This window comes from Serratia sp. CY47280 (assembly GCF_052168655.1).
Lineage (GTDB): Bacteria > Pseudomonadota > Gammaproteobacteria > Enterobacterales > Enterobacteriaceae > Serratia > Serratia bockelmannii.
This window is the reverse complement of the sequence record NZ_JBJNMG010000002.1, coordinates 195,307-214,775: the sequence shown is the minus strand read 5'-3', so window position 1 is coordinate 214,775 and position 19,469 is coordinate 195,307. Positions and strand designations below refer to the sequence as shown.

Here is a 19,469-nt window from a genome sequence, read left to right as displayed (position 1 = left end):
CGTTATTCAGGAGCCACGCCGTATGGGTCAACTGTTACGCCGCCTCGCCGCCTTTCTCGGCCTGATCTCGCCCAAAAGTTACGCTTATCCGGCGCTGGACATCACCCTGCCGGGCGAACGTCGGCTGCATCTGGTGGGCAGCATCCATATGGGCACCGTCGATATGTCGCCGCTGCCGCCCCGGCTGGCCGCCCGGCTGCAACAGGCCGACGCGCTGATCGTCGAAGCCGATATCACCGGCGCCGCCTCCCCTTTCGACCACGCCGAACAGCAGCCGGAGCTGGAACAGCGCCTGTCCGCCGAAGAGTATCAACAGCTGCTGGCGCTGTGCCACGAACTGGGCGCCGATCCGCACGCCTTCGCCACCCTGCCCGGCTGGCAGGTGGCGCTGATGATGCAGGCGCGGCAGGCTCAGCGTCTGGGGCTGCGCGCAGAGTACGGCGTAGATTATCAGCTGCTGCAGGCCGCCAGAGCGCAGGACAAACCGGTGATCGAACTTGAAGGGGCGCAGCAGCAGTTGGCAATGCTGGAACAGCTGCCGGAAGGCGGCATCGCACTGCTGCGCGATACGCTGGAACACTGGCATACCAACGCGCGGCTGCTGCAAACCATGGTGAGCTGGTGGCTGGACGCCAAACCGCGCGGCACGCTGGACACGCTGCCGGCCACCTTCAGCGCTGGGCTGTACGACGTGCTGATGCACCAGCGCAATCGCGACTGGCGGCGTCAGCTGGAGGCGCTGCCGGCCGGGGACTATGTGGTGGCGGTTGGCGCATTGCACCTGTATGGCGAGGATAACCTGCCGGCGATGCTGCAGCCACAGGGGTAAAAAAGTGGCCAATATCGCTATTGGCCAGTCAAAGAGGAATTTCTTGTATTCTAGTTATACGCATAGCAACCGTGTTAACGGTTACAGTAAACAGGGTAGCAACCCGGTGAATATCTTGGCAACCCGCTTTATGTAACAGCCGCTCAGGTTGCCGGGCAGGTTGGATTTTTGTATTTTTAAGGCTGGTTATCACCCCTTCCCCGCTGGGGATATTTTGGACAACACATCATGACGCCCGCAGTCGTTCTGCTTGAGAAACAAAAGGTCGCCTTCACCCTCCATCCTTATCACCACGACAGCGACGAAACCAACTTCGGCGATGAGGCGGTGAGAAAGCTGGGGCTGGATGCCGATCGGGTTTACAAAACCTTGCTGGTGGCGCTGAACGGCGACGCCAAACACCTGGCGGTGGCGGTCACGCCGGTCGCCACCCAGCTGGATCTGAAAAAGGTTGCCCGCGCCCTCGGCGCCAAAAAGGCCGAGATGGCCGATCCGCAGCTGGCGCAGCGCGTCACCGGGTATCTGGTGGGCGGCATCAGCCCGCTGGGGCAGAAAAAACGGCTGCCGACGGTGATCGACAGCCCGGCGCAAGCGTTCGCCACCATCTACGTTTCCGGCGGCAAACGCGGGCTGGACATCGAGCTGGCCGCCGCCGATCTGTGCCGCCTGCTGGCCGGCAGCTTCGCCGACATCGCCAAACGCGACTGACGACGCGTACTCAGCGGCACACCACCGTGGCGTCACAGGCTGCCAGCGTCTCCACCAGGCGGTCCTCCAGCGCCTTCACCTCCGCGCCGGGCACCAGATAGTTGTTGCTGATAATGGCGAACGCCAGCGGCCGTCCGGTCGCCGAATCGACATAGCCGCTGAGCGACGAGACCCCGGTCATGGAGCCGCTCTTGGCGTGGGCGCGGCCCGCCGCCGCGCTTTTTACCATACGGTGCTGCAGCGTGCCGCCCACCAGCAACCCCGGCTGGCCCGCGACGGGCAAAGCGCGATACCAGTCGGCGAACCACGGCTGTTTTCTGGCCGCCAACAGCAGCGTCGTCAGCTGTTGCGGCGTGATCTGGTTCATGCGCGACAGCCCTGAACCGTCCACCTGACGGTACGCGCCGGCCGCGATGCCCTGGCTTTGCACAAACTGGCCGATCGCCTGCAGGCCGGCGGCCCAATCCCCCTTACCCTGCGTTTTGCGGCCCATCGCTTTGGTCAGTACCTCACCGTAACCGTTATTGGACACTTTCAGGAAGGTGACGATCAGGCGGGAGAGCGGCGGCGAGTTTTTTTGCGCCAGCAGCTGTGCGCCGGCTGGCGTCACACCCTCTTCAGCATTACCGCGCAGGGTAATGCCGTGCGCGCGCAGGGCATTTTGCAGTAAGGCGCCAACCACGCGGGTGGGTTGATCGACAGTGATCAATCGCGAACGGGCCTCCGCCTGCGCGGCGATGGTGCCGCTGACCACAACCCGATTACTGCCCGGCTGGCGCTCGAACGTCAGTGCGGTGTCGCCGCCGGTGCTGGTACGGTTGACCAGCGTCACCGCGTCATTGGCGGGATAGAAGCTCACCCGCCCCGGCGCACCGGCGCGGGCGCCCGGTTGCACATCCACCCGCACCACGTTGATATCGCCGCCGGGGGTAAAGGCGTAGTTTAGCGCCGAGATCGGTGCAGCGAAGGCAAAGGGTTCATCGTCCCAGCTCCAGCCGGCGCCGAATGGCGTTTGATCGAACGCGCTGGCGTCCAGGATCAGCCGCCCATGAATCTGGCGAACGCCGCGCTGCGCCAGCGTGGCGGCGAAGGTGTCGAGATCGTCAGGATGCAACGTCGGATCGCCGCTGCCCTGCAGATAGAGATCCCCCTGCAAGGTGTTGCCGCGCTGTTCACCGGTGGTCAGCAGCCGGGTTTCAAACCGGTAATCCGCCCCCAGCACGCCGAACGCCGCCAGAGAAGTGAACATCTTCATGTTGGAAGCCGGCGCCAAACGCTGCTCCGCGTGCGCCTGATAAAGCACGGTGCCGCTCTCGGCATCGCGCACCATCACGCCGCTCGACGCCCCAACCAGCGCCTTGTCCTGGCCGAGGGCCGCCAGCGCCTGGCTAAGCGTTTGCTCATGACCTTGGCCGGATGACGAACACCCCGCCAGCGCCAGGATGGCGGGCAGCAGCCAGCCTGCGGTTTTCAACATGTCATCTTCCTGTTTGCGTTATCAAAACCAAATTGTCGCTCAGGCTATCATTGGAAGGCAGCGGTGGCGAGAATGTCCGCCCCGTTTATCATTCAGCTACGCGCAGGCAACGCCAAACGACGCTCGTTGTGCGCCACCCGCCACGCCAACAGCAGCACGCAGAGACTGCAGAGCGACAGCACGGCACCCAGGTGCAGCGACAGCCCCGCCAGCACCAGGCCACCGCCGAGCATCAGGTAATACATCAGGCCAAGGATGGCGCCGGCAGTGCCCATGCAGTCTTTATAATGGCGCAGCGCGCGCGCCAGAATATTGGGAATGGCGATGCCGTACGCCATCACCACCAGCATCATCGGCAGAACAAACCACAAGGTCCCTTCCAGCAGCAATACCAGCAGGCCGCCGGTCAGCGACAGCGCGCAGGCCAGCATCAACAGTGCGGGGAACAGCCAGCGTTTGCCGATCAAAAACTTGTTGATCGCCGCGCCGATACCCACTCCGACCGCCAATACCAAACCGGTATAACCGAACCACTGCGTCGGCAATCCCAACGCTGAGAAGTGGAATGGCGCCAGTTGGTAATAGCTGAACATGCAAATATTGAACAACGCCACCAACAGCGCACTGAGCCAAATATCCCCGTCCTTGATCATCCGCCCCAGCGTGCCAAAAAATGAACTCTTCACCACCTGTTGCGGACGCGTCTCCGGCAGTTGCCAACCGGCATAGCCCAACAACAGCGCCGCCAACAGCACCAAACCGCCGAACACCCCCTGATAGCCCCAATAGTAAGTCAGCACTGCGCCGCTCAACACGCCAACCGCCGGACTGATCGCCATGGCGATCCCCATCACCGAGAACACCCGCGCCAACTCATAACCGTCGAAGCGATCGCGAATCGCCGTTTGCGTCCCGACCGAGCCGACCGCCGCACCAAAGGCGGCCAGCACCCGCGCCGCCAGCAGCATGCTGAAGCTGCCGCTGAACAGCGCAACGAGAGAAGCCAGCAGATAGAGCGTCAGCCCGGCCAAAATGGTGGGACGGCGTCCGATGACGTCGCACATCCGCCCCCATACCACCACGCCGAGCGCAAAAGCGAAAAAGTAACAAGAGAGCGTTTGCGCCGCCATCTCCGCACTGACCCGGAAACCGTGCGCAATGTGCGTCAATGCCGGGCTGTAGATGGTCTCCACCACCTGGGGAAACATCATCATCGACGTCGCCAACGTCAGCGTCAGTTTACGTTGCATAACAGATCCTGTAGCCAAGAATAGGCTGCACAAGGTAGCATCAGCTCCCCGGTGCCGATTACAATATAAAAGACAATAAATTTACAAAATCGGACATACTATGGCGTGGCTTCAGGCGCAGGACAGTTTTAATCCGGATACGCTCGACAACGGGGTACTCGGGATCGCCGCCGAACTGGCGCAGCACGACTCGGGCACGCATTGGCATGACAGGGGGCAGTTGCTGTTCTGTCAGCAAGGCAGCATGCGCATCACGCTCAACCAAAGCATCTGTATGCTGCCGCCGGGCAGAGTCGCCTGGATCCCGCCGCAGGTGGCTCACCGCGTTCAGGTCAACGGCGTCGTCGGTTACCGTTCGCTTTATCTCGACGCCGATCGCTATGCCTGTCTGCCTGCGCAGCTTGCCGTACTGACAGCCTCGCCGCTGCTGCGCGAGGTGTTGGAACGCATCGCGTTCGCCGCTTTCGACACCGACTGGCAGCACGGGCCTCACGCCAATATTCTGGCGGTCTGCCTCGACGAGATCGCCGCCGCACCGCGCGAACTGACGTTGCTGCCGCTGCCCAGCGACCGGCGCCTGCGCCATCTGGCCAATCTGGACATGCTTCCGCCGCTGCACGAGCTATCGCGCTATAGCGGCGCTTCCGAGAAAACCATCAGCCGGATTTTCCGCCGTGAAACCGGACTCAGTTATCAACAGTGGCGTCAGCAATGGCGCCTGATCAAAGCGATAGAGATGTTGGCCGCAGGGCTGAGCCAATCCGAGGTCGCCGGCCAGCTGGCGTTTTCCAGCGACAGCGCCTTCGCCACTTTTTTCAAGAATATGATGGGTTGCCCAGCGAGGGCGTATATGGAGAGACGAAAGTAAGACGCCGTCTAAAACGGCAACGCCGACAGAAGGCGTTGATGGAGAGGAGGCTCGCGAAGGCGGGCACGGCGCCCCCGCGACAAGCGAGAACGCCGTTCCGCTACACCTCTATCGATAGACGATCTCGCCCTTTGGCTCGTAGGCCGCCGCATCCAGCGGCGAGTGTTTCTCGATGTACTGCTTCAGCACTTCGGCATCGATAAAACCGGTGTTGACGTAGCTCGGCAGCCCGTCCAGCTTCGGATAGCCGTCGCCGCCCAGCGCATTGAAGTTCAGTGTCGCCATGCGGTAGGTTTTATCCGCCTGCAGCGGCTGGCCGTTAATCTTCACCTCGCTGACGCCCTTGCCGTCCGCCACTAGGCTGACGTTGGCGAACTGGGCGTAGGCGCCGGAGTCCGGCTTCATGTTGGCCACCACCGCCAGATACTGTTCAACCTCACGGCCTTTCATATCGACATGCACCAACGTGTTGCCAAACGGCTGCACCTTGAGCACGTTCTTGTAGGTGATATCGCCGCTTTCAATCGAATCGCGCACCCCGCCGCCGCTCATCACGGCGAAGTCGGCGTCGGCGCGCTCCCTCTGCGCCGCCAGCATCACCCGAGCCAGGTTGGTCTGCACGAAGCGCACCTTGCTGCGATCGCCTTCAAGCTTGCCGTTGACGCTGCCGATCTTCACGCCCAGCTGCGCCTTGCCCTTATCCTGGAACGGCGTCAGCAGCTTCATCATGGTCGGATCTTCCGCAATCTGCTGGGTGTAGTACACCCGCTCGCTGGTGCCGTCCGCCTTCTCCACCTTCTTCTTCAGGTTTACCGGGATCAGCTGATAATGCACCAGCTTCAGCTCGCCGTTGCGGAATTCGAAGTCGGCGCGACCCACGTATTTCCCCCACTCATGCGCTTGCACGATCCAGGTGCCGTTCTGGCGATCCGGCGAGCACGGCGTGCCCGGCACATAATCCACCTGTTTGCGGTTGTCGCCGGCCATACACACCGGATCCTGTGAGTGGCCGCCGACGATCATGTCGAGATATCCGGCCGGCAGGCTGCGCGCCATCTCCACGTCGCCCGGCGCGTTCGAGCCGTGTTCGCCGTTATCGTAGTGCCCCATGTGGGTGGCGGCGATAATCACGTCCGGCTTCTCGTCCTTGCGAAGTTGCTCCACCACCTGCTTCGCTTCCTGCGCCGGCACGCGGAACTCCATGTCGGTGAAGTACTCCGGGTTGCCAATCTTAGCAGTGTCGTCGGTCGTCAGGCCGATAACGGCAATCTTGATGCCCTGCTTGTCGAACAAGGCGTAAGGCTTGAACAGGCGTTGGCCGGTGCTTTTCTGATAGATATTGGCGGACAGCAGCGGGAAAGTTGCCCATTTCTCCTGCTGGCGCAGTACGCTCAGCGGGTTGTCGAATTCGTGGTTGCCGATCGCCATCGCGTCATAGCCCACCAGGTTCATGCCGCGGAAGTCCGGCTCGGCGTCCTGCAAATCCGATTCCGGCACGCCGGTGTTGATATCGCCGCCGGACAGCAACAGCAGGCTGCCGCCCTGCGCCGCCACTTCCTGACGAATGCCGTCCACCAGCGTTTTCTGCGCGCCCAGACCATATTCGCCGTGATCGTTCTGCCAGAAGTGACCGTGATGATCGTTGGTATGCAGAATGGTGATGGCGTAGGTCTTATCCTTTTCCCAGGCACTGGCGGCCCCCGACAGCAACGTCAGGGAAACGGCCAGCGCGCATGCGGTGGTTTTCAGCGAAAAACGCATGGCGGATCTCCGTGTATTCAATAGCTTTTATGATGAGGGCGGAATTGTAGCGCGAATTAATGACAGCTGATTTCAAATTTTTGCGATGTGAGTCTGATTATTTCAGATATGGTAAAAATTGGGCGCCCTGCCTAAGATGTCATCTCTGTGCTCAACAACTTCTCAGGCTAATAATAATATGACCGACAGTAGCCAAAGCGCGATGCCGCCCGCCAAGGGCAGTGCGGTGAAGGGAACCGCCTTCTCCATCCTTGGCGCCATCAGCGTGTCTCACCTGCTCAACGATATGATCCAGTCGCTGATCCTGGCGATCTACCCGATCCTGCAAGCCGATTTCCACCTCAGCTTCGTGCAGATCGGCATGATCACCCTGACCTATCAGCTAACCGCCTCGCTGCTGCAGCCGCTGATCGGGTATTACACCGATAAACACCCGCAGCCTTACTCGTTACCGATCGGCATGGGCTTTACCCTGTCCGGCCTGCTGCTGCTGTCGGTGGCGAGCACCTTCCCGCTGGTGCTGCTGGCGGCGGCGCTGGTGGGCACCGGCTCATCGGTCTTCCACCCGGAATCCTCGCGCGTGGCGCGCATGGCCTCCGGCGGACGACACGGCCTGGCGCAGTCGCTGTTCCAGGTCGGCGGCAACTTCGGCAGCTCGCTCGGCCCGCTGCTGGCCGCGCTGATCATCGCGCCTTACGGCAAAGGCAACGTCGCCTGGTTCACGCTGGCGGCACTGCTGGCGATCGTGGTATTGCTGCAGGTCAGCAAGTGGTATCAACATCAGCACCGGGCAACTAAAGGGCAGCCGAAAAGCCCGTCGATGCTGAAACCGCTGCCAAAACGTACCGTTGCCTACTCGCTGGGCATTCTTTTGGTGCTAATTTTCTCCAAATACTTCTACTTGGCCAGCATTAGCAGCTATTACACCTTTTATCTGATACATAAGTTCGGCGTTTCAGTGCAGAATGCGCAAATTCATCTGTTCGCCTTCCTGTTCGCGGTAGCAGCTGGCACCATTATCGGCGGGCCTCTTGGCGATAAGATAGGGCGTAAATACGTTATTTGGGGCTCTATTCTCGGCGCTGCGCCATTTACCCTTGTTTTACCCTATGCATCACTCTATTGGACCGGCATTTTAACGGTGATCATCGGGGTTATTCTCGCCTCGGCGTTCTCCGCCATTCTGGTCTACGCTCAGGAGCTTATCCCCGGTAAAGTCGGCATGGTTTCCGGCTTATTCTTCGGTTTTGCTTTCGGTATGGGCGGGTTAGGCGCGGCAGTTCTTGGTTATGTCGCCGATTTAACCAGTATCGAACTGGTCTACCAAATCTGTGCTTTCCTACCGCTGATCGGCATTATTACCGCGCTACTGCCCAATATGGAGCATAAACCGCAATAACCCCGCGAACCGCCCGGATGAAATTATTTATTCATCCGGGTTATCCTACGGATAAATCAATGTTATTTGGCTTATCTGACACAAAACTCCCTTATTGCCCCGCCTTAAGTGAAATCCTCTGCTTTTTTACAAAAAAGGCCAAATTAGCCAAGCAAGCCGCGAACAAATGCAATAAACTAAATGTATCTTTTCGTAACTTTGTTGCGTTTCTCCCGTGCCGCGATGCATAGCCAGAAGGAGTATGGATGCATAATTCAACACCGCTCATTACCACCATCGTCGGAGGGTTAGTACTCGCCTTCCTCCTCGGCATGCTGGCGAACCGCCTGCGCATCTCCCCTCTGGTGGGGTATCTGGCCGCAGGGGTACTCGCCGGCCCGTTCACCCCCGGTTTCGTTGCTGATACCTCACTGGCGCCGGAACTGGCGGAAATCGGCGTTATCCTGTTGATGTTCGGTGTTGGCCTGCACTTCTCTTTGAAAGACCTCCTCGCAGTAAAATCTATCGCCATACCCGGCGCCGTGGCGCAGATAGCCGTCGCTACCCTGCTCGGCATGGGGCTGTCCAAGCTGCTCGGCTGGGATCTGATCTCCGGGCTGGTGTTCGGCCTCTGTCTCTCCACCGCCAGCACCGTGGTGCTGCTGCGCGCGCTGGAGGAACGGCAGCTGATCGACAGCCAGCGCGGGCAAATCGCCATCGGCTGGCTGATCGTCGAAGATTTGGCGATGGTGCTGACGCTGGTGTTACTACCGGCCTTCGGCAACATGCTGGGCAACAACAACGCCAGCAGCGGCCAACTGCTGATGGAGCTGGCGCTGACCATCGGCAAGGTCATCGCCTTCATCGCGCTGATGATCGTGGTCGGCCGCCGTCTGGTACCGTGGATCCTGTCGAAAACCGCCAGCACCGGCTCGCGCGAACTGTTCACCCTGGCGGTATTGGCGCTGGCGCTCGGCATCGCCTACGGCGCGGTGAAACTGTTCGACGTCTCCTTCGCCCTGGGCGCCTTCTTCGCCGGCATGGTGCTGAACGAGTCCGAACTGAGCCACCGCGCGGCGCACGATACCCTGCCGCTGCGCGACGCGTTCGCGGTGCTGTTCTTCGTCTCGGTCGGCATGCTGTTCGATCCGATGATCGTGATTAACGAACCGCTGGCGGTGCTGGCGACGCTGGCGATCATCGTGTTCGGCAAATCCGCCGCTGCGTTCCTGCTGGTGAAAATGTTCGGCCACTCCAAGCGCACCGCGCTGACCATCTCCGCCAGCCTGGCACAGATCGGCGAGTTCGCCTTTATTCTGGCGGGCCTCGGCATCACGCTCGGCATGATGTCGGAACACGGTCGCAATCTGGTGCTGGCAGGCGCTATCCTGTCGATCATGCTCAACCCGCTGTTGTTCACCCTGCTGGAGCGCTATCTGGCCAAGACCGAAACCATCGAAGAGCAAATCCTCGAAGAGGCGGTGGAAGAAGAGAAGCAGATCCCGGTAGAGATGTGCAACCATGCGCTAGTGGTCGGCTACGGCCGCGTCGGCAGCCTGCTGGGCGGCAAACTGGCCGAGGCGGGCATTCCGCTGGTGGTGATCGAAAACTCCCGCCCGCGGGTGGAAGCGCTGCGCGAGCAAGGCATTAAGACGGTGTTGGGCAACGCCGCCAATCCGGAAGTGATGGATCTGGCGCGGCTCGACTGCGCACGCTGGCTGCTGCTGACTATCCCCAACGGCTATGAGGCCGGCGAGATCGTCGCCTCGGCGCGCGCCAAGCGCCCGAACATCGAGATCATCGCCCGCGCCCACTACGACGACGAGGTGGCCTACATCACCGATCGCGGCGCCAATCAGGTAGTGATGGGCGAACGGGAGATCGCCAACAGCATGCTGAACATCCTGCAGCTGGACACCCTGAGCGAAGAAGAAAAAATGGGCGGCTGCCCGATCTGAAACGCCCCGCGCGCACAAAAAAAGGTCCGGCATGCCGGACCTTTTCTTTTTCAGCGGGTTAACGCTCCCAGTAAGACTCTTCCAGGCTGTCTTCGCGCTCCGGCAGGCCGCGAGTGAGGCGCGGCGAATGCTGGTTCAACACCTGGTAGCTGACGCGGTTGGCGTATTTGCACACCTGCGCCAATGAGGAGTATGTCAGGTAACTGCGCACGTGCTTGCTGGAATTCGGCACGTTATGGCGGTGATAGCCGTTGGCGGCGATATCGTGCAGCAACGCCGACAGTGCGCCGTCGCCGGCGCCGTTGGTGTTCATGATCCTCTCGGGGCCGCCCATATAAGGCGCGATGTGCGAATAAACGCGCAGCGGATTTTCACAGTGTTCGCGGCGCATGGCGCGGCTGAATTCGTAGCGGTTGAACTCGGCGATATGCCCCGGCAGCAGCGGGTGCTGGGTCTGGCGCTTGTTGGCTTCTTCGGTGTAACCCGCCATATACAGGCCGTTCGGCCCGGCGGTGCACAGCACCAGATCCACCCACTCCAGCGCCATGTCCGAGGCGGTCAGCGGATCGCTCAGCCCGGTCAGCTCCAGCGCTTCGTCTTCATTCATCGCCAGAATCGTCACGTTTTCCTTCAGGAAGTCGCGCCACCACTGCGGGTTGTCGGCGATCACGTACTTGGTGCCCAGCGTCAACACCACCGGCACGTCGTGTTTTTTGGCATATTCGATCGCCTGCAGGGTAGCGGCCTTCATCGGCTCCCCCTCCTTACAGCGCACCAGATAAGAGCTCAGCACCAGCGCCGACGCGCCGGCGATCACCTCTTCAGGAATGCTTTCCGGGCGCAGCTGGTTCATTTGGCCAGGGTTGATGGCGAAGGTGCGCTCGCCGCTTTCCCCGATCAGCGTGAAGCAGCGGCCGATGGCGCCGTCTACGCCCTGCAGATAGTTGAGATCGGTACGGCTGGAGGTATTGCACAGGTAACGGTAAGCGTAGCTGCCGATTTTCACGTTGCTGCACATCACGCCGAGCAGCACCGAGCGATCGTCCGCCAGCACCGAATAGTTGTGCATGGTGTTACCGATGGTGCCGCCGGCGAACTGATGGGTAACCAGGTTGTTTTCGTTCAGTTCCTGATACAGCGCCTCGGCGACGTCGTCTTCGATCACCAGAGAGTGGCCCAGGCTCAGGCCGTAGCGCTGGACAAAAGCGTCGTCCACTTTCGCCTCGATATCCACCAGCGTCTGATCGATGCCGACGATATACGAGGTGCTGATTTCACTTTCGGGCTGAGCCTGCTGCAGAAGCGGATCGCGGGCGCTCACCGGGAAATAGTGTTTGGACTTGCGTTTACCAGGAAATTTCATGTGATTGGCGGTGGTGACGGTTTAACAAGCGGAGAATGTTAACACATCCCCGCCCGATCACGATGCATCTAATAGACAGATTATGGATGATTACAGGCGCTGCGCCACCAGCTGCTGCATCATATCGATATGCGCCGGCTCGTCGTTCAACGCCGAGATATATTCAAACTTCTCGCCGCCGGCCTTGAGGAAGATCTCGCGGTTCTGTTCTTTGATCTCTTCCAGCGTTTCCAGGCAGTCCGCCGAGAAACCGGGGCAAATCAGCTGAATGTGCTTCACGCCCTGCGCCGGCAGCCCCTTCAGGGTCTCATCGGTGTATGGCGTCAGCCACGGCTCGCGGCCAAAGCGCGATTGGTACGTCATCATCACGCGCTCCGGCGCCAGCGGCAGCGTGGCGCTCAGCGCACGCAGCGTATCCTCGCAGCGCTGCGGGTAGTCGTCGCCCAGGCGCGCATAGCGTTTGGGGATGCCGTGGAACGACAGCACCAGCCGATCCGGCTGGCCGTGCTCGGCGAACGAGCGCTCCACGCTTTGCTGCAGCGCGGCGATATAGGCCGGGTGTTCGGCGTAATCGCGGATGAAGGCCACCGACGGCAAGCGGCGATAGCCTTTCAGCACTCGCGCTACTCCATCCCATACCGCCGCGCTGGTGGAACAGGAGTATTGCGGGTAGAGCGGCAGCACCACCAGGTTGGTCACACCTTGCGCCAGCAGCTTGTCGATGGCTTCCGCCAAACTTGGCGAGCCGTAGCTCATTCCCAGCTCCACCGGCGTATTCGGCATGCGCGCCGCCAGCGCCCGCTGTTGGCGGCGGCTGTATACCAGCAGCGGCGAGCCTTCTTCCATCCACACCGACTGATAGAGCTTCGCCACGCGCGGCGAGCGGATCGGCAGGATCGCGCCGTTGAGGATCGGCCACCAGATCAGCGGCGCCGTGTCGACCACGCGATCGTCACTGAGGAATTCCTTCAGATAGCGTTTGACCGCCGACGAGGTCGGCGCATCTGGTGTGCCCAGGTTCACCAGCAATACGCCGTGTTTCTCTTGCTTCATCTCAGTTCCCCTCATTTCCTTTCCGGCCGGCATTCCGTTCTGGGTCGGGATGTCAGCAGCCATTAATGCCGGCTATTGTAACGGAAAAGTCCTGCGTCGGAACCGATAACAGCAACAGGCTATCCCTGTGGGCTTCCCCCTTGCGCCAGTTGCCATACCGCCGCCACGTTGCGCGCCGTCACCTGCAGATTGCGATCGGCGTCCGCCAGCGCGTCTTCCAGCGTCACGATGCGATCGAGCACCGAAAACGCCGCATCGATGCCGTGTTGATGCACCACCGAATAATCCGGCGTCAGGCTGCCGGCGATGGCGATCACCGGCACGCCGTGACGCTTGGCCACTCGCGCCACGCCGATCGGCGTTTTGCCGTGGATCGACTGGCTGTCCAGCCGCCCTTCGCCGGTGATCACCAAGTCGGCATCGCGCACCGCTTCATCCAGGCGCAGGGTTTCGGTGACAATCTCGATGCCCGGCCGCAAGCGCGCTTCGAGCATGCCAAGCAGCGCCGCCCCCATGCCGCCCGCCGCGCCCGCCCCTGGCTGGGTCAGCACGGCGCGGCCGGTTTCCCGCTCCAGCAGTTCGCCATAGTGATGCAGCGCCGCATCGAGCTGGGCCACCATCTCCGGCGTCGCCCCCTTCTGCGGCCCGAACACCGCCGACGCGCCCTTTTCGCCGCACAGCGGGTTATCCACGTCGCAGGCGGCGGTTACGCTCACCCGTTGCCAACGCGCGTCCAGCTCGGCGAGATCGAGATGCGCCAGCTGCGCCAGTGCCGCACCGCCCACCGGCAGCGGCCGGCGATCCTTATCCAGCAATTTAACGCCCAGCGCCTGCATCATCCCAGCGCCGCCGTCGTTGGTGGCGCTACCGCCGATGCCGAGAATGATCGCCTTCACGCCGCGCTCCAGCGCCGCCAGCATCAGCTCACCGGTGCCGTAACTGGTGGTGATGCGCGGATCGCGCCGGTTGGGCGGCGCCAAATGCAGCCCGGAAGCGGCGGCCATTTCAATCACCGCGGTTTCGCCGTCGCCCAGCAGGCCATAAAATCCCAACACCGGCTCCCCCAGCGGCCCGGTGACCGTCACCTGGACGATTTCGCCGCCGGTGGCCGCCACCATCGACTCCACTGTGCCTTCGCCGCCGTCCGCCATCGGCAGCTTCACGTAGTGCGCCTGCGGGTAAATTTGGCGGAATCCCCGCTCGATGGCGTCAGCGACGCCGAGCGCGCTCAGGCTCTCTTTGAAAGAATCCGGGGCAATAACCACTTTTTTCAGCGTTTTCATCACTGTTCCTTATCCCGCCAGGTTAAATACGCCAAACATCAGCGCCGAGATTGCCGCAATGGTGAACCCCACCAGCGTTTCATACGGCAGCAGCTTCAGCCGCTCGTGCACCGCCATATTGACGCTGCCGCCGGTGGCGTGGAAGAAGCTGCCGTGCGGCAGGTGATCCAGCACCGTGGCGCCCGCATGGATCATCGCCGCACCGGCCAATCCGCTCACCCCCAGCTCGAGCAGCGTGGAGCTGAACACCCCGGAAGCCACGGCGGTGCCGGCGGTGGTCGAGGCGGTCGCCATCGACATCAGCGCACCGGACAGCGGCGCCAGCAGCCAGGCCGGCAGCCCGGTGTGCGTCAAACCGTTAATCAAGACATCCTTCAGCGCCGAGTTGGCGATAATGCCCGCCAGCGTGCCGGTGCCGAGCAGCATAATCGCCACCGGCGCCATGCGCGACAGGCCGGAAACCATAAACTGATTGCACTGGCGGATGCGCCCCATCAGCAGCGCGCCCGCCAACCCGCCAGCAGGCAGCGCGATCAGCGGATCGACGGCGATACCGGCGATCGGCCGCAGCGACAGCAGCAGGATCGCCACCAGCGGCGCGCTGATCGCCGCAGCGAAGCCCGGCCGCGCCCCTTCGGCATGCTGAGTCAGCTCTTCAGCCATCACCCTGCCGCCTTTATCGCTCAGGCGGCGCGCCAGCAGATAGGCCACCACCAGGCCGCACAGCCCCGGCACGATGCCGGCCATCATCACCGAAGTGAGCGGCACGTGGAAGTTGTCCGCCGCCGCGATGGTGTTCGGGTTGGGAGACATCACGTTGCCGGCCTTGCCGCCGCCGATCATCGCCAGCAGGATCGCCGCGCGTGAAATGCCGGCCCTCTGGGCGATCGACAGCGCGATCGGCGCGACGGTGATCACCGCCACATCGATAAACACCCCCACCGCCGTCAGGATCAGTGTAGCCACCGCCAGCGCCAGCAGCGCGCGGGTTTCGCCCACTTTGCGCACGATGGTTTCGGCGATGGTGTGCGCCGCGCCGGATTCGATCAGCACCCCGGCCAATACCCCCGCCGCCAGAATGCGCATCACGGCGTTGGTGATGCCCTGCGCCCCGCCGATCATCAGCGTTACGGTCTGCACCAGATCGGCGCCGCCGCACAGCCCGCCCGCCAGCGCGCCGGCAATCATGCCGTAAGCCGGCGGCACCTTGCGTAGGATCAGAACGATGGCGACGGCTAACGCCACCAGCGCTCCCAGAGTGGATACGGTTGTCATTGTTGTTTTCTCCGTGGTTGATGTGCAGGCCAACATATCCCGCGCGCCCGGCGTTGACCTGAGGGGAAACAACAAAAAATTGCCGAAGGAACGGCGCGAAATTTGTGGGTTGGCACAACTCAGTCGTGCATCAGCATGCCGATATACAACCGCAGAGCGTCGGTTAATTGATTGATTTTCATGCCGGTTATGGCTTCGATGCGCTGCAGGCGGTAGCGCAGGGTATTGACGTGAATATGCAGCTGCGCGGCGGCCTGCGTCTGATCACAATTCTGCGAAAAATAGTGGCGCAGCGTGGCGCGCAGCACGCCTTTTTCATCCTGTTCGCCCAGCGTCCGCCAGGGGCGCCCCAGCTCTTGCGCTCGCCAGTCCTCCCCGAGATCGCACAGCAGCGACGGCAGCGGATAGTCGTGGTAGAACAGCGTGGCGTGACGCAGTTTCAGGCGCTGCGCCATTGCCTGGGTGGCACGCGCCGTCAGGCTGGAACGGTAGGCGCTTTGCGGATCGTCATAAAAACCGCCGACGATCAGCCGCACCCGAAAGCGGTGTTTTAGCTGGTTTTGCAAACGCTGCGCCTGCTGGCGCTCCAGCTTCAAACTCCATTCGCCCTGAGCCATGCAGGCCGGGCGCAACAGGGTCATTTCATTGAAGCCGGTAATGGCGATCAACGCGTCGCGCTGGGTGGCCTCCAGCTCCGCCAACAGCTCACGCAGCAGGTGCGGCTGCGCCTCTTGCAGCTCGACGATCCAGACGATGCGCGCCTGGCGCAGATCCAATCCCAGATACGCCGCCATCGCCTCCAGCGACGCGGTGTTCGGCTGCGGCTGCAGCAGCTGATTCGCCAGCTCTTCCCGGTAACGTTTTTCCCACTGGTGCTGATCCAGCAGCGCCGCCTGCTCCACCATCATCTCCGCCGCCATCTTCACCAGCTCGGCATAGGCGCGCACCTCGGCCGGCTCGCCGGAGATGCCGATCACCCCCACCCGCTGATTGCGAAAGCTGAACGGCAGGTTGATGCCGGGCCGCACGCCCTTCAGGTGTTCGGCGGTGGCGCGGTCGATTTCCACCACCCGGTTCTCCGCCAGCGCCAGCACCGCGCCTTCATGACGCTGGAACAGGCGCTGCGGGTTGCCGGAGGCGATGATCACGCCGTTGCTGTCCATCACGTTGACGGAATGGCTGATGATGCCCATCGACCGCTGGACGATCTGGCGCGCGGTGGCTTCCGCCAGAAGATTGGTTTGTCTGAGCATGCCCGGCTCCCTGCTGAGGGTGAAAACGCAGGCTTGTTATACGCCATTTGGCGCGGGCGATTAACGGGCACGGCCGCAACAAGCTGCCGCGATCACAATTTGGCGGGAAAACGGCAAAAAAAAACGCCGGACCACAGGCCCGGCGTCATGCACTGCCAGTTTGCTATCAACCGAGGATAGTCGCCAGCTCTGCGCTCACTTCGGCCACCTTGCGGGTGCCGTCGATTTTGCGGTATTGGGTGTTGCCCGCTGCCGCTTCTTTGCTGTAGTAAGAGATCAGCGGCGCGGTCATCTGATGGTATTCCACCAGGCGCTTGCGCACGGTCTCTTCCTGATCGTCCTTGCGCGTGGTCAGCTCTTCGCCGGTCACGTCGTCTTTGCCTTCCACCTGCGGCGGGTTGAACTTCACGTGGTAGACGCGGCCGGACGGCGCGTGTACGCGGCGGCCAACGATGCGGTCAACGATCAGCTCGTCCGGCACGTCGAACTCCAGCACGAAGTCCACGTTAATGCCGGCTTCTTTCATCGCGTCAGCCTGCGGAATGGTGCGTGGGAAGCCGTCCAGCAGGAAGCCCTTGCGGCAATCTTCCTGCGTGATGCGCTCTTTGACCAGCGCGATCACCAGCTCATCGGTCACCAGCTTGCCGGCGTCCATGATCTCTTTCGCCTGCTTGCCCAGTTCACTGCCGGCCTTCACGGCTGCGCGCAACATGTCACCGGTGGAGATTTGCGGAATGCCGTATTTCTCCATGATGAATTGAGCCTGAGTACCTTTACCAGCGCCCGGAGCGCCCAGCAGAATGATACGCATTGCGTAAATCCCCTTGCTATGTAGTTTTTATAAAATTGCGAAAACGCTCAACGATACCATTTCAGGGGGGGCAGGCTCAAGGCGCGCGAAGGAAATCGATTGCGGAATGTGCAAAAAAACGGACGAACAAAAGGCAAGAAAAAGCGGGGAAAAACCGGAAATACGCCCCTAATGGTGCCGTTAAGGGCGCATATCTTCAGCTTTTAGGCGGACAGCAACTTATTCATGCGACGGATGAACAAGTTCGGATCCTCCAGCGTGCCGCGTTCAGCCAGCAGCGCCTGATCCAATAACAGGTCGATCCATTCGGCGAAATGTTCGTTATCGCCCACGTCGGATGCTCGTTTGACCAGCGCATGCTCGGGATTAAGCTCGAAAATGTACTTCACTTCCGGCGCCTGCTGACCGGCGGCGGCGAACAGCTTGGCCATCTGGGTGCTCATTTCGTCGGCGTCGGTCACCACGATCGCCGGCGTATCGGTCAGGCGGTGCGTCAGGCGTACATCCTTCACACGCTCGCCCAGCAGGGTTTTCACACGTTCGATGAACGGTTCCAACTGCTTCTCGGCCGCCTTCTGCTCTTCGGTTTCATCCGCCAGTTTATCCAGCGTTTCATCCGCTTTGCTGACCGACTGGAACGGCTTGCCGTCGAACTCGGTCAGGTAGCTCATCATCCACTCGTCGATGCGATCGGACAACAGCAACACTTCGATGCCTTTCTTGCGGAACAGCTCCAGATGCGGGCTGCTCTTGGCGGCGGCGTAGCTGTCGGCGGTGATGTAGTAAATCTTTTCCTGCCCTTCCGCCATGCGGCCGACGTACTCTTCCAGCGACACGGTCTGCGCCGAGCTGTCGCCGTGGGTGGTCGCGAAGCGCAGCAGTTTGGCGATCGCTTCCTGGTTGCCGTTGTCTTCCGCCGGGCCTTCTTTCAGCACCAGACCGAACTGCTGCCAGAATTTCTGGTAGCCTTCGGCGTCGTCTTTGGCCAGCTTATCCAGCATCTGCAGCACACGCTTGGTCAGCGCACCGCGCAGGTTCTGCGTCACACGGCTGTCTTGCAGGATCTCGCGCGACACGTTCAGCGGCAGATCGTTGGAATCGATCAGGCCGCGCACGAAGCGCAGGTAGTTCGGCATGAACTGCTCGGCGTCGTCCATGATGAACACACGCTGCACGTACAGCTTCAGGCCGTGCTTGTGATCGCGGTTCCACATGTCCCACGGCGCCTGCGCCGGGATATACAGCAGGCTGGTGTACTCCTGCTTGCCTTCCACCCGGTTGTGGCTCCAGCTCAGCGGATCGGTGAAGTCATGGGCGATGTGTTTGTAGAACTCTTTGTACTCTTCGTCGGTGACGTCAGCCTTGCTGCGGGTCCACAGGGCCTGCGCCTTGTTGATCTTCTCCCAGGTGACGGTGCCGTCTTCTTCGTTCTTGCTTTCGATCTCTACCGGCAGGGCGATGTGATCGGAATATTTGCCGATCACCGAGCGCAAGCGCCAGGCGTCGAGGTACTCATCTTCGCCTTCGCGCAGATGCAGGGTGATTTCGGTGCCGCGGGTCTCTTTGGTGATGTCGGCGATGGTGTAGTCGCCTTCACCGGCGGACTCCCAGAACACGCCTTCGTCATCGGCGGCGCCGGCAGCGCGGGTGCGCACGGTCACTTTGTCCGCCACGATGAACGCCGAGTAGAAACCGACGCCGAACTGGCCGATCAGTTGGCTGTCTTTCGCCTGATCTGAACCGATGGATTCCAGGAACGCTTTGGTGCCCGATTTGGCGATGGTGCCGAGGTTTTCGATCACTTCTTCGCGGCGCATGCCGATACCGTTGTCGGCGATGGTCAGGGTGCGCTGCTCTTTATCGAAGGACAAGCGCACGCGCAGCTCGCCGTCGCCGGCATACAGCTCTGGCGCGGACAGGGCGCGGAAGCGCAGCTTGTCGGCGGCGTCAGAGGCGTTGGAAATCAGCTCGCGCAGGAAAATTTCTTTGTTGGAGTACAGCGAATGGATCATCAAATGAAGCAGCTGTTTTACTTCAGACTGGAACCCGCGGGTTTCTTGACCTTTCATACTCATTGATTACCTCAAAAGACAATGGCTACCAAAATCGAACAATGAGGATCAGATGAGGGTCAGGGTCTTGTTTTTCAAGCGGACGGAGGGAAATTTTTGGCAAAAAAACGACGGGGCCGAATGGCCCCGT

15 protein-coding genes are annotated in these 19,469 nt (G+C 61.2%); 5 read left to right on the top strand and 10 right to left on the bottom strand.

Annotated elements, in window-relative coordinates; all coding sequences use genetic code 11:
• The first annotated feature begins 22 nt into the window (after positions 1-22).
• Together ACJ8J4_RS10365 and ybaK are read left to right on the top strand one after the other, a co-directional pair.
• Positions 23-829 (top strand): TraB/GumN family protein, encoded by an 807-nt coding sequence (locus ACJ8J4_RS10365; protein WP_025301805.1) that lies wholly within the window; start codon positions 23-25, stop codon positions 827-829.
• 228 nt (positions 830-1,057) lie between these two features.
• Positions 1,058-1,537 carry a Cys-tRNA(Pro)/Cys-tRNA(Cys) deacylase YbaK gene (gene ybaK, locus ACJ8J4_RS10360; protein WP_004940240.1) on the top strand — a complete coding sequence of 160 codons (480 nt, stop codon included), beginning with the start codon at positions 1,058-1,060 and terminating at the stop codon, positions 1,535-1,537.
• A 10-nt stretch (positions 1,538-1,547) separates the two neighbouring features.
• Here the strand turns inward: ybaK and dacB are convergent, their stop codons facing one another.
• Positions 1,548-3,014 (bottom strand): D-alanyl-D-alanine carboxypeptidase/D-alanyl-D-alanine endopeptidase, encoded by a 1,467-nt coding sequence (dacB, locus tag ACJ8J4_RS10355; protein ID WP_049206188.1) that lies wholly within the window; start codon positions 3,012-3,014, stop codon positions 1,548-1,550.
• A gap of 92 nt (positions 3,015-3,106) precedes the next feature.
• Positions 3,107-4,264 carry a multidrug effflux MFS transporter gene (locus ACJ8J4_RS10350; RefSeq protein WP_089180608.1) on the bottom strand — a complete coding sequence of 386 codons (1,158 nt, stop codon included), beginning with the start codon at positions 4,262-4,264 and terminating at the stop codon, positions 3,107-3,109.
• A 100-nt stretch (positions 4,265-4,364) separates the two neighbouring features.
• Here ACJ8J4_RS10350 and ACJ8J4_RS10345 point away from each other — a divergent pair, with 100 nt between their 5' ends.
• On the top strand, positions 4,365-5,132 hold the full coding sequence (locus tag ACJ8J4_RS10345; protein ID WP_049209318.1) for an AraC family transcriptional regulator: 768 nt from the start codon (positions 4,365-4,367) through the stop codon (positions 5,130-5,132).
• 108 nt (positions 5,133-5,240) lie between these two features.
• Here ACJ8J4_RS10345 and ushA read toward each other — a convergent pair whose 3' ends face one another.
• Positions 5,241-6,893 carry a bifunctional UDP-sugar hydrolase/5'-nucleotidase UshA gene (gene ushA / locus ACJ8J4_RS10340; RefSeq protein ID WP_025301800.1) on the bottom strand — a complete coding sequence of 551 codons (1,653 nt, stop codon included), beginning with the start codon at positions 6,891-6,893 and terminating at the stop codon, positions 5,241-5,243.
• Between the two features lie 178 nt (positions 6,894-7,071).
• Here ushA and ACJ8J4_RS10335 point away from each other — a divergent pair, with 178 nt between their 5' ends.
• Positions 7,072-8,292: an MFS transporter gene (locus ACJ8J4_RS10335; protein WP_049206191.1), complete on the top strand. Its 1,221-nt coding sequence runs from the start codon at positions 7,072-7,074 to the stop codon at positions 8,290-8,292.
• A gap of 245 nt (positions 8,293-8,537) precedes the next feature.
• Positions 8,538-10,229, top strand: a complete 1,692-nt coding sequence (ybaL, locus tag ACJ8J4_RS10330) for a YbaL family putative K(+) efflux transporter (protein ID WP_025301798.1) — start codon at positions 8,538-8,540, stop codon at positions 10,227-10,229.
• 58 nt (positions 10,230-10,287) lie between these two features.
• On the opposite strand, the gene ACJ8J4_RS10325 is transcribed toward ybaL, so the two are convergent.
• The 7 genes from ACJ8J4_RS10325 to htpG form a co-directional block, all read right to left on the bottom strand.
• On the bottom strand, positions 10,288-11,592 hold the full coding sequence (locus ACJ8J4_RS10325; RefSeq protein ID WP_025301797.1) for an inosine/guanosine kinase: 1,305 nt from the start codon (positions 11,590-11,592) through the stop codon (positions 10,288-10,290).
• 90 nt (positions 11,593-11,682) lie between these two features.
• Positions 11,683-12,645: a ferrochelatase gene (gene hemH / locus ACJ8J4_RS10320; protein ID WP_004940253.1), complete on the bottom strand. Its 963-nt coding sequence runs from the start codon at positions 12,643-12,645 to the stop codon at positions 11,683-11,685.
• A 119-nt stretch (positions 12,646-12,764) separates the two neighbouring features.
• Positions 12,765-13,928 carry a glycerate kinase gene (locus ACJ8J4_RS10315; protein ID WP_049295146.1) on the bottom strand — a complete coding sequence of 388 codons (1,164 nt, stop codon included), beginning with the start codon at positions 13,926-13,928 and terminating at the stop codon, positions 12,765-12,767.
• 9 nt (positions 13,929-13,937) lie between these two features.
• Positions 13,938-15,203, bottom strand: a complete 1,266-nt coding sequence (locus ACJ8J4_RS10310; RefSeq protein WP_025301795.1) for a GntP family permease — start codon at positions 15,201-15,203, stop codon at positions 13,938-13,940.
• Positions 15,204-15,322: 119 nt separating this feature from the next.
• Positions 15,323-16,456, bottom strand: a complete 1,134-nt coding sequence (locus ACJ8J4_RS10305; RefSeq protein WP_197836499.1) for a sugar diacid recognition domain-containing protein — start codon at positions 16,454-16,456, stop codon at positions 15,323-15,325.
• A gap of 166 nt (positions 16,457-16,622) precedes the next feature.
• Positions 16,623-17,267 carry an adenylate kinase gene (gene adk / locus ACJ8J4_RS10300; RefSeq protein WP_025301793.1) on the bottom strand — a complete coding sequence of 215 codons (645 nt, stop codon included), beginning with the start codon at positions 17,265-17,267 and terminating at the stop codon, positions 16,623-16,625.
• Between the two features lie 203 nt (positions 17,268-17,470).
• Positions 17,471-19,336: a molecular chaperone HtpG gene (gene htpG, locus ACJ8J4_RS10295; RefSeq protein ID WP_038628970.1), complete on the bottom strand. Its 1,866-nt coding sequence runs from the start codon at positions 19,334-19,336 to the stop codon at positions 17,471-17,473.
• Positions 19,337-19,469: the final 133 nt, after the last annotated feature.

Excerpts from the sequence above, each read along its gene's own strand:
- ACJ8J4_RS10365 (WP_025301805.1), top strand. The coding sequence starts at position 23 with ATGGGTCAACTGTTACGCCGCCTCGCCGCCTTTCTCGGCCTGATCTCG.
- ACJ8J4_RS10325 (WP_025301797.1), bottom strand. The coding sequence starts at position 11,592 with ATGAAATTTCCTGGTAAACGCAAGTCCAAACACTATTTCCCGGTGAGC.
- hemH (WP_004940253.1), bottom strand. The coding sequence starts at position 12,645 with ATGAAGCAAGAGAAACACGGCGTATTGCTGGTGAACCTGGGCACACCA.
- adk (WP_025301793.1), bottom strand. The coding sequence starts at position 17,267 with ATGCGTATCATTCTGCTGGGCGCTCCGGGCGCTGGTAAAGGTACTCAG.
- ybaK (WP_004940240.1), top strand. The coding sequence starts at position 1,058 with ATGACGCCCGCAGTCGTTCTGCTTGAGAAACAAAAGGTCGCCTTCACC.
- dacB (WP_049206188.1), bottom strand. The coding sequence starts at position 3,014 with ATGTTGAAAACCGCAGGCTGGCTGCTGCCCGCCATCCTGGCGCTGGCG.
- ACJ8J4_RS10345 (WP_049209318.1), top strand. The coding sequence starts at position 4,365 with ATGGCGTGGCTTCAGGCGCAGGACAGTTTTAATCCGGATACGCTCGAC.
- ACJ8J4_RS10305 (WP_197836499.1), bottom strand. The coding sequence starts at position 16,456 with ATGCTCAGACAAACCAATCTTCTGGCGGAAGCCACCGCGCGCCAGATC.
- ACJ8J4_RS10310 (WP_025301795.1), bottom strand. The coding sequence starts at position 15,203 with ATGACAACCGTATCCACTCTGGGAGCGCTGGTGGCGTTAGCCGTCGCC.
- htpG (WP_038628970.1), bottom strand. The coding sequence starts at position 19,336 with ATGAAAGGTCAAGAAACCCGCGGGTTCCAGTCTGAAGTAAAACAGCTG.
- ybaL (WP_025301798.1), top strand. The coding sequence starts at position 8,538 with ATGCATAATTCAACACCGCTCATTACCACCATCGTCGGAGGGTTAGTA.
- ACJ8J4_RS10315 (WP_049295146.1), bottom strand. The coding sequence starts at position 13,928 with ATGAAAACGCTGAAAAAAGTGGTTATTGCCCCGGATTCTTTCAAAGAG.
- ACJ8J4_RS10335 (WP_049206191.1), top strand. The coding sequence starts at position 7,072 with ATGACCGACAGTAGCCAAAGCGCGATGCCGCCCGCCAAGGGCAGTGCG.
- ushA (WP_025301800.1), bottom strand. The coding sequence starts at position 6,893 with ATGCGTTTTTCGCTGAAAACCACCGCATGCGCGCTGGCCGTTTCCCTG.
- ACJ8J4_RS10350 (WP_089180608.1), bottom strand. The coding sequence starts at position 4,264 with ATGCAACGTAAACTGACGCTGACGTTGGCGACGTCGATGATGATGTTT.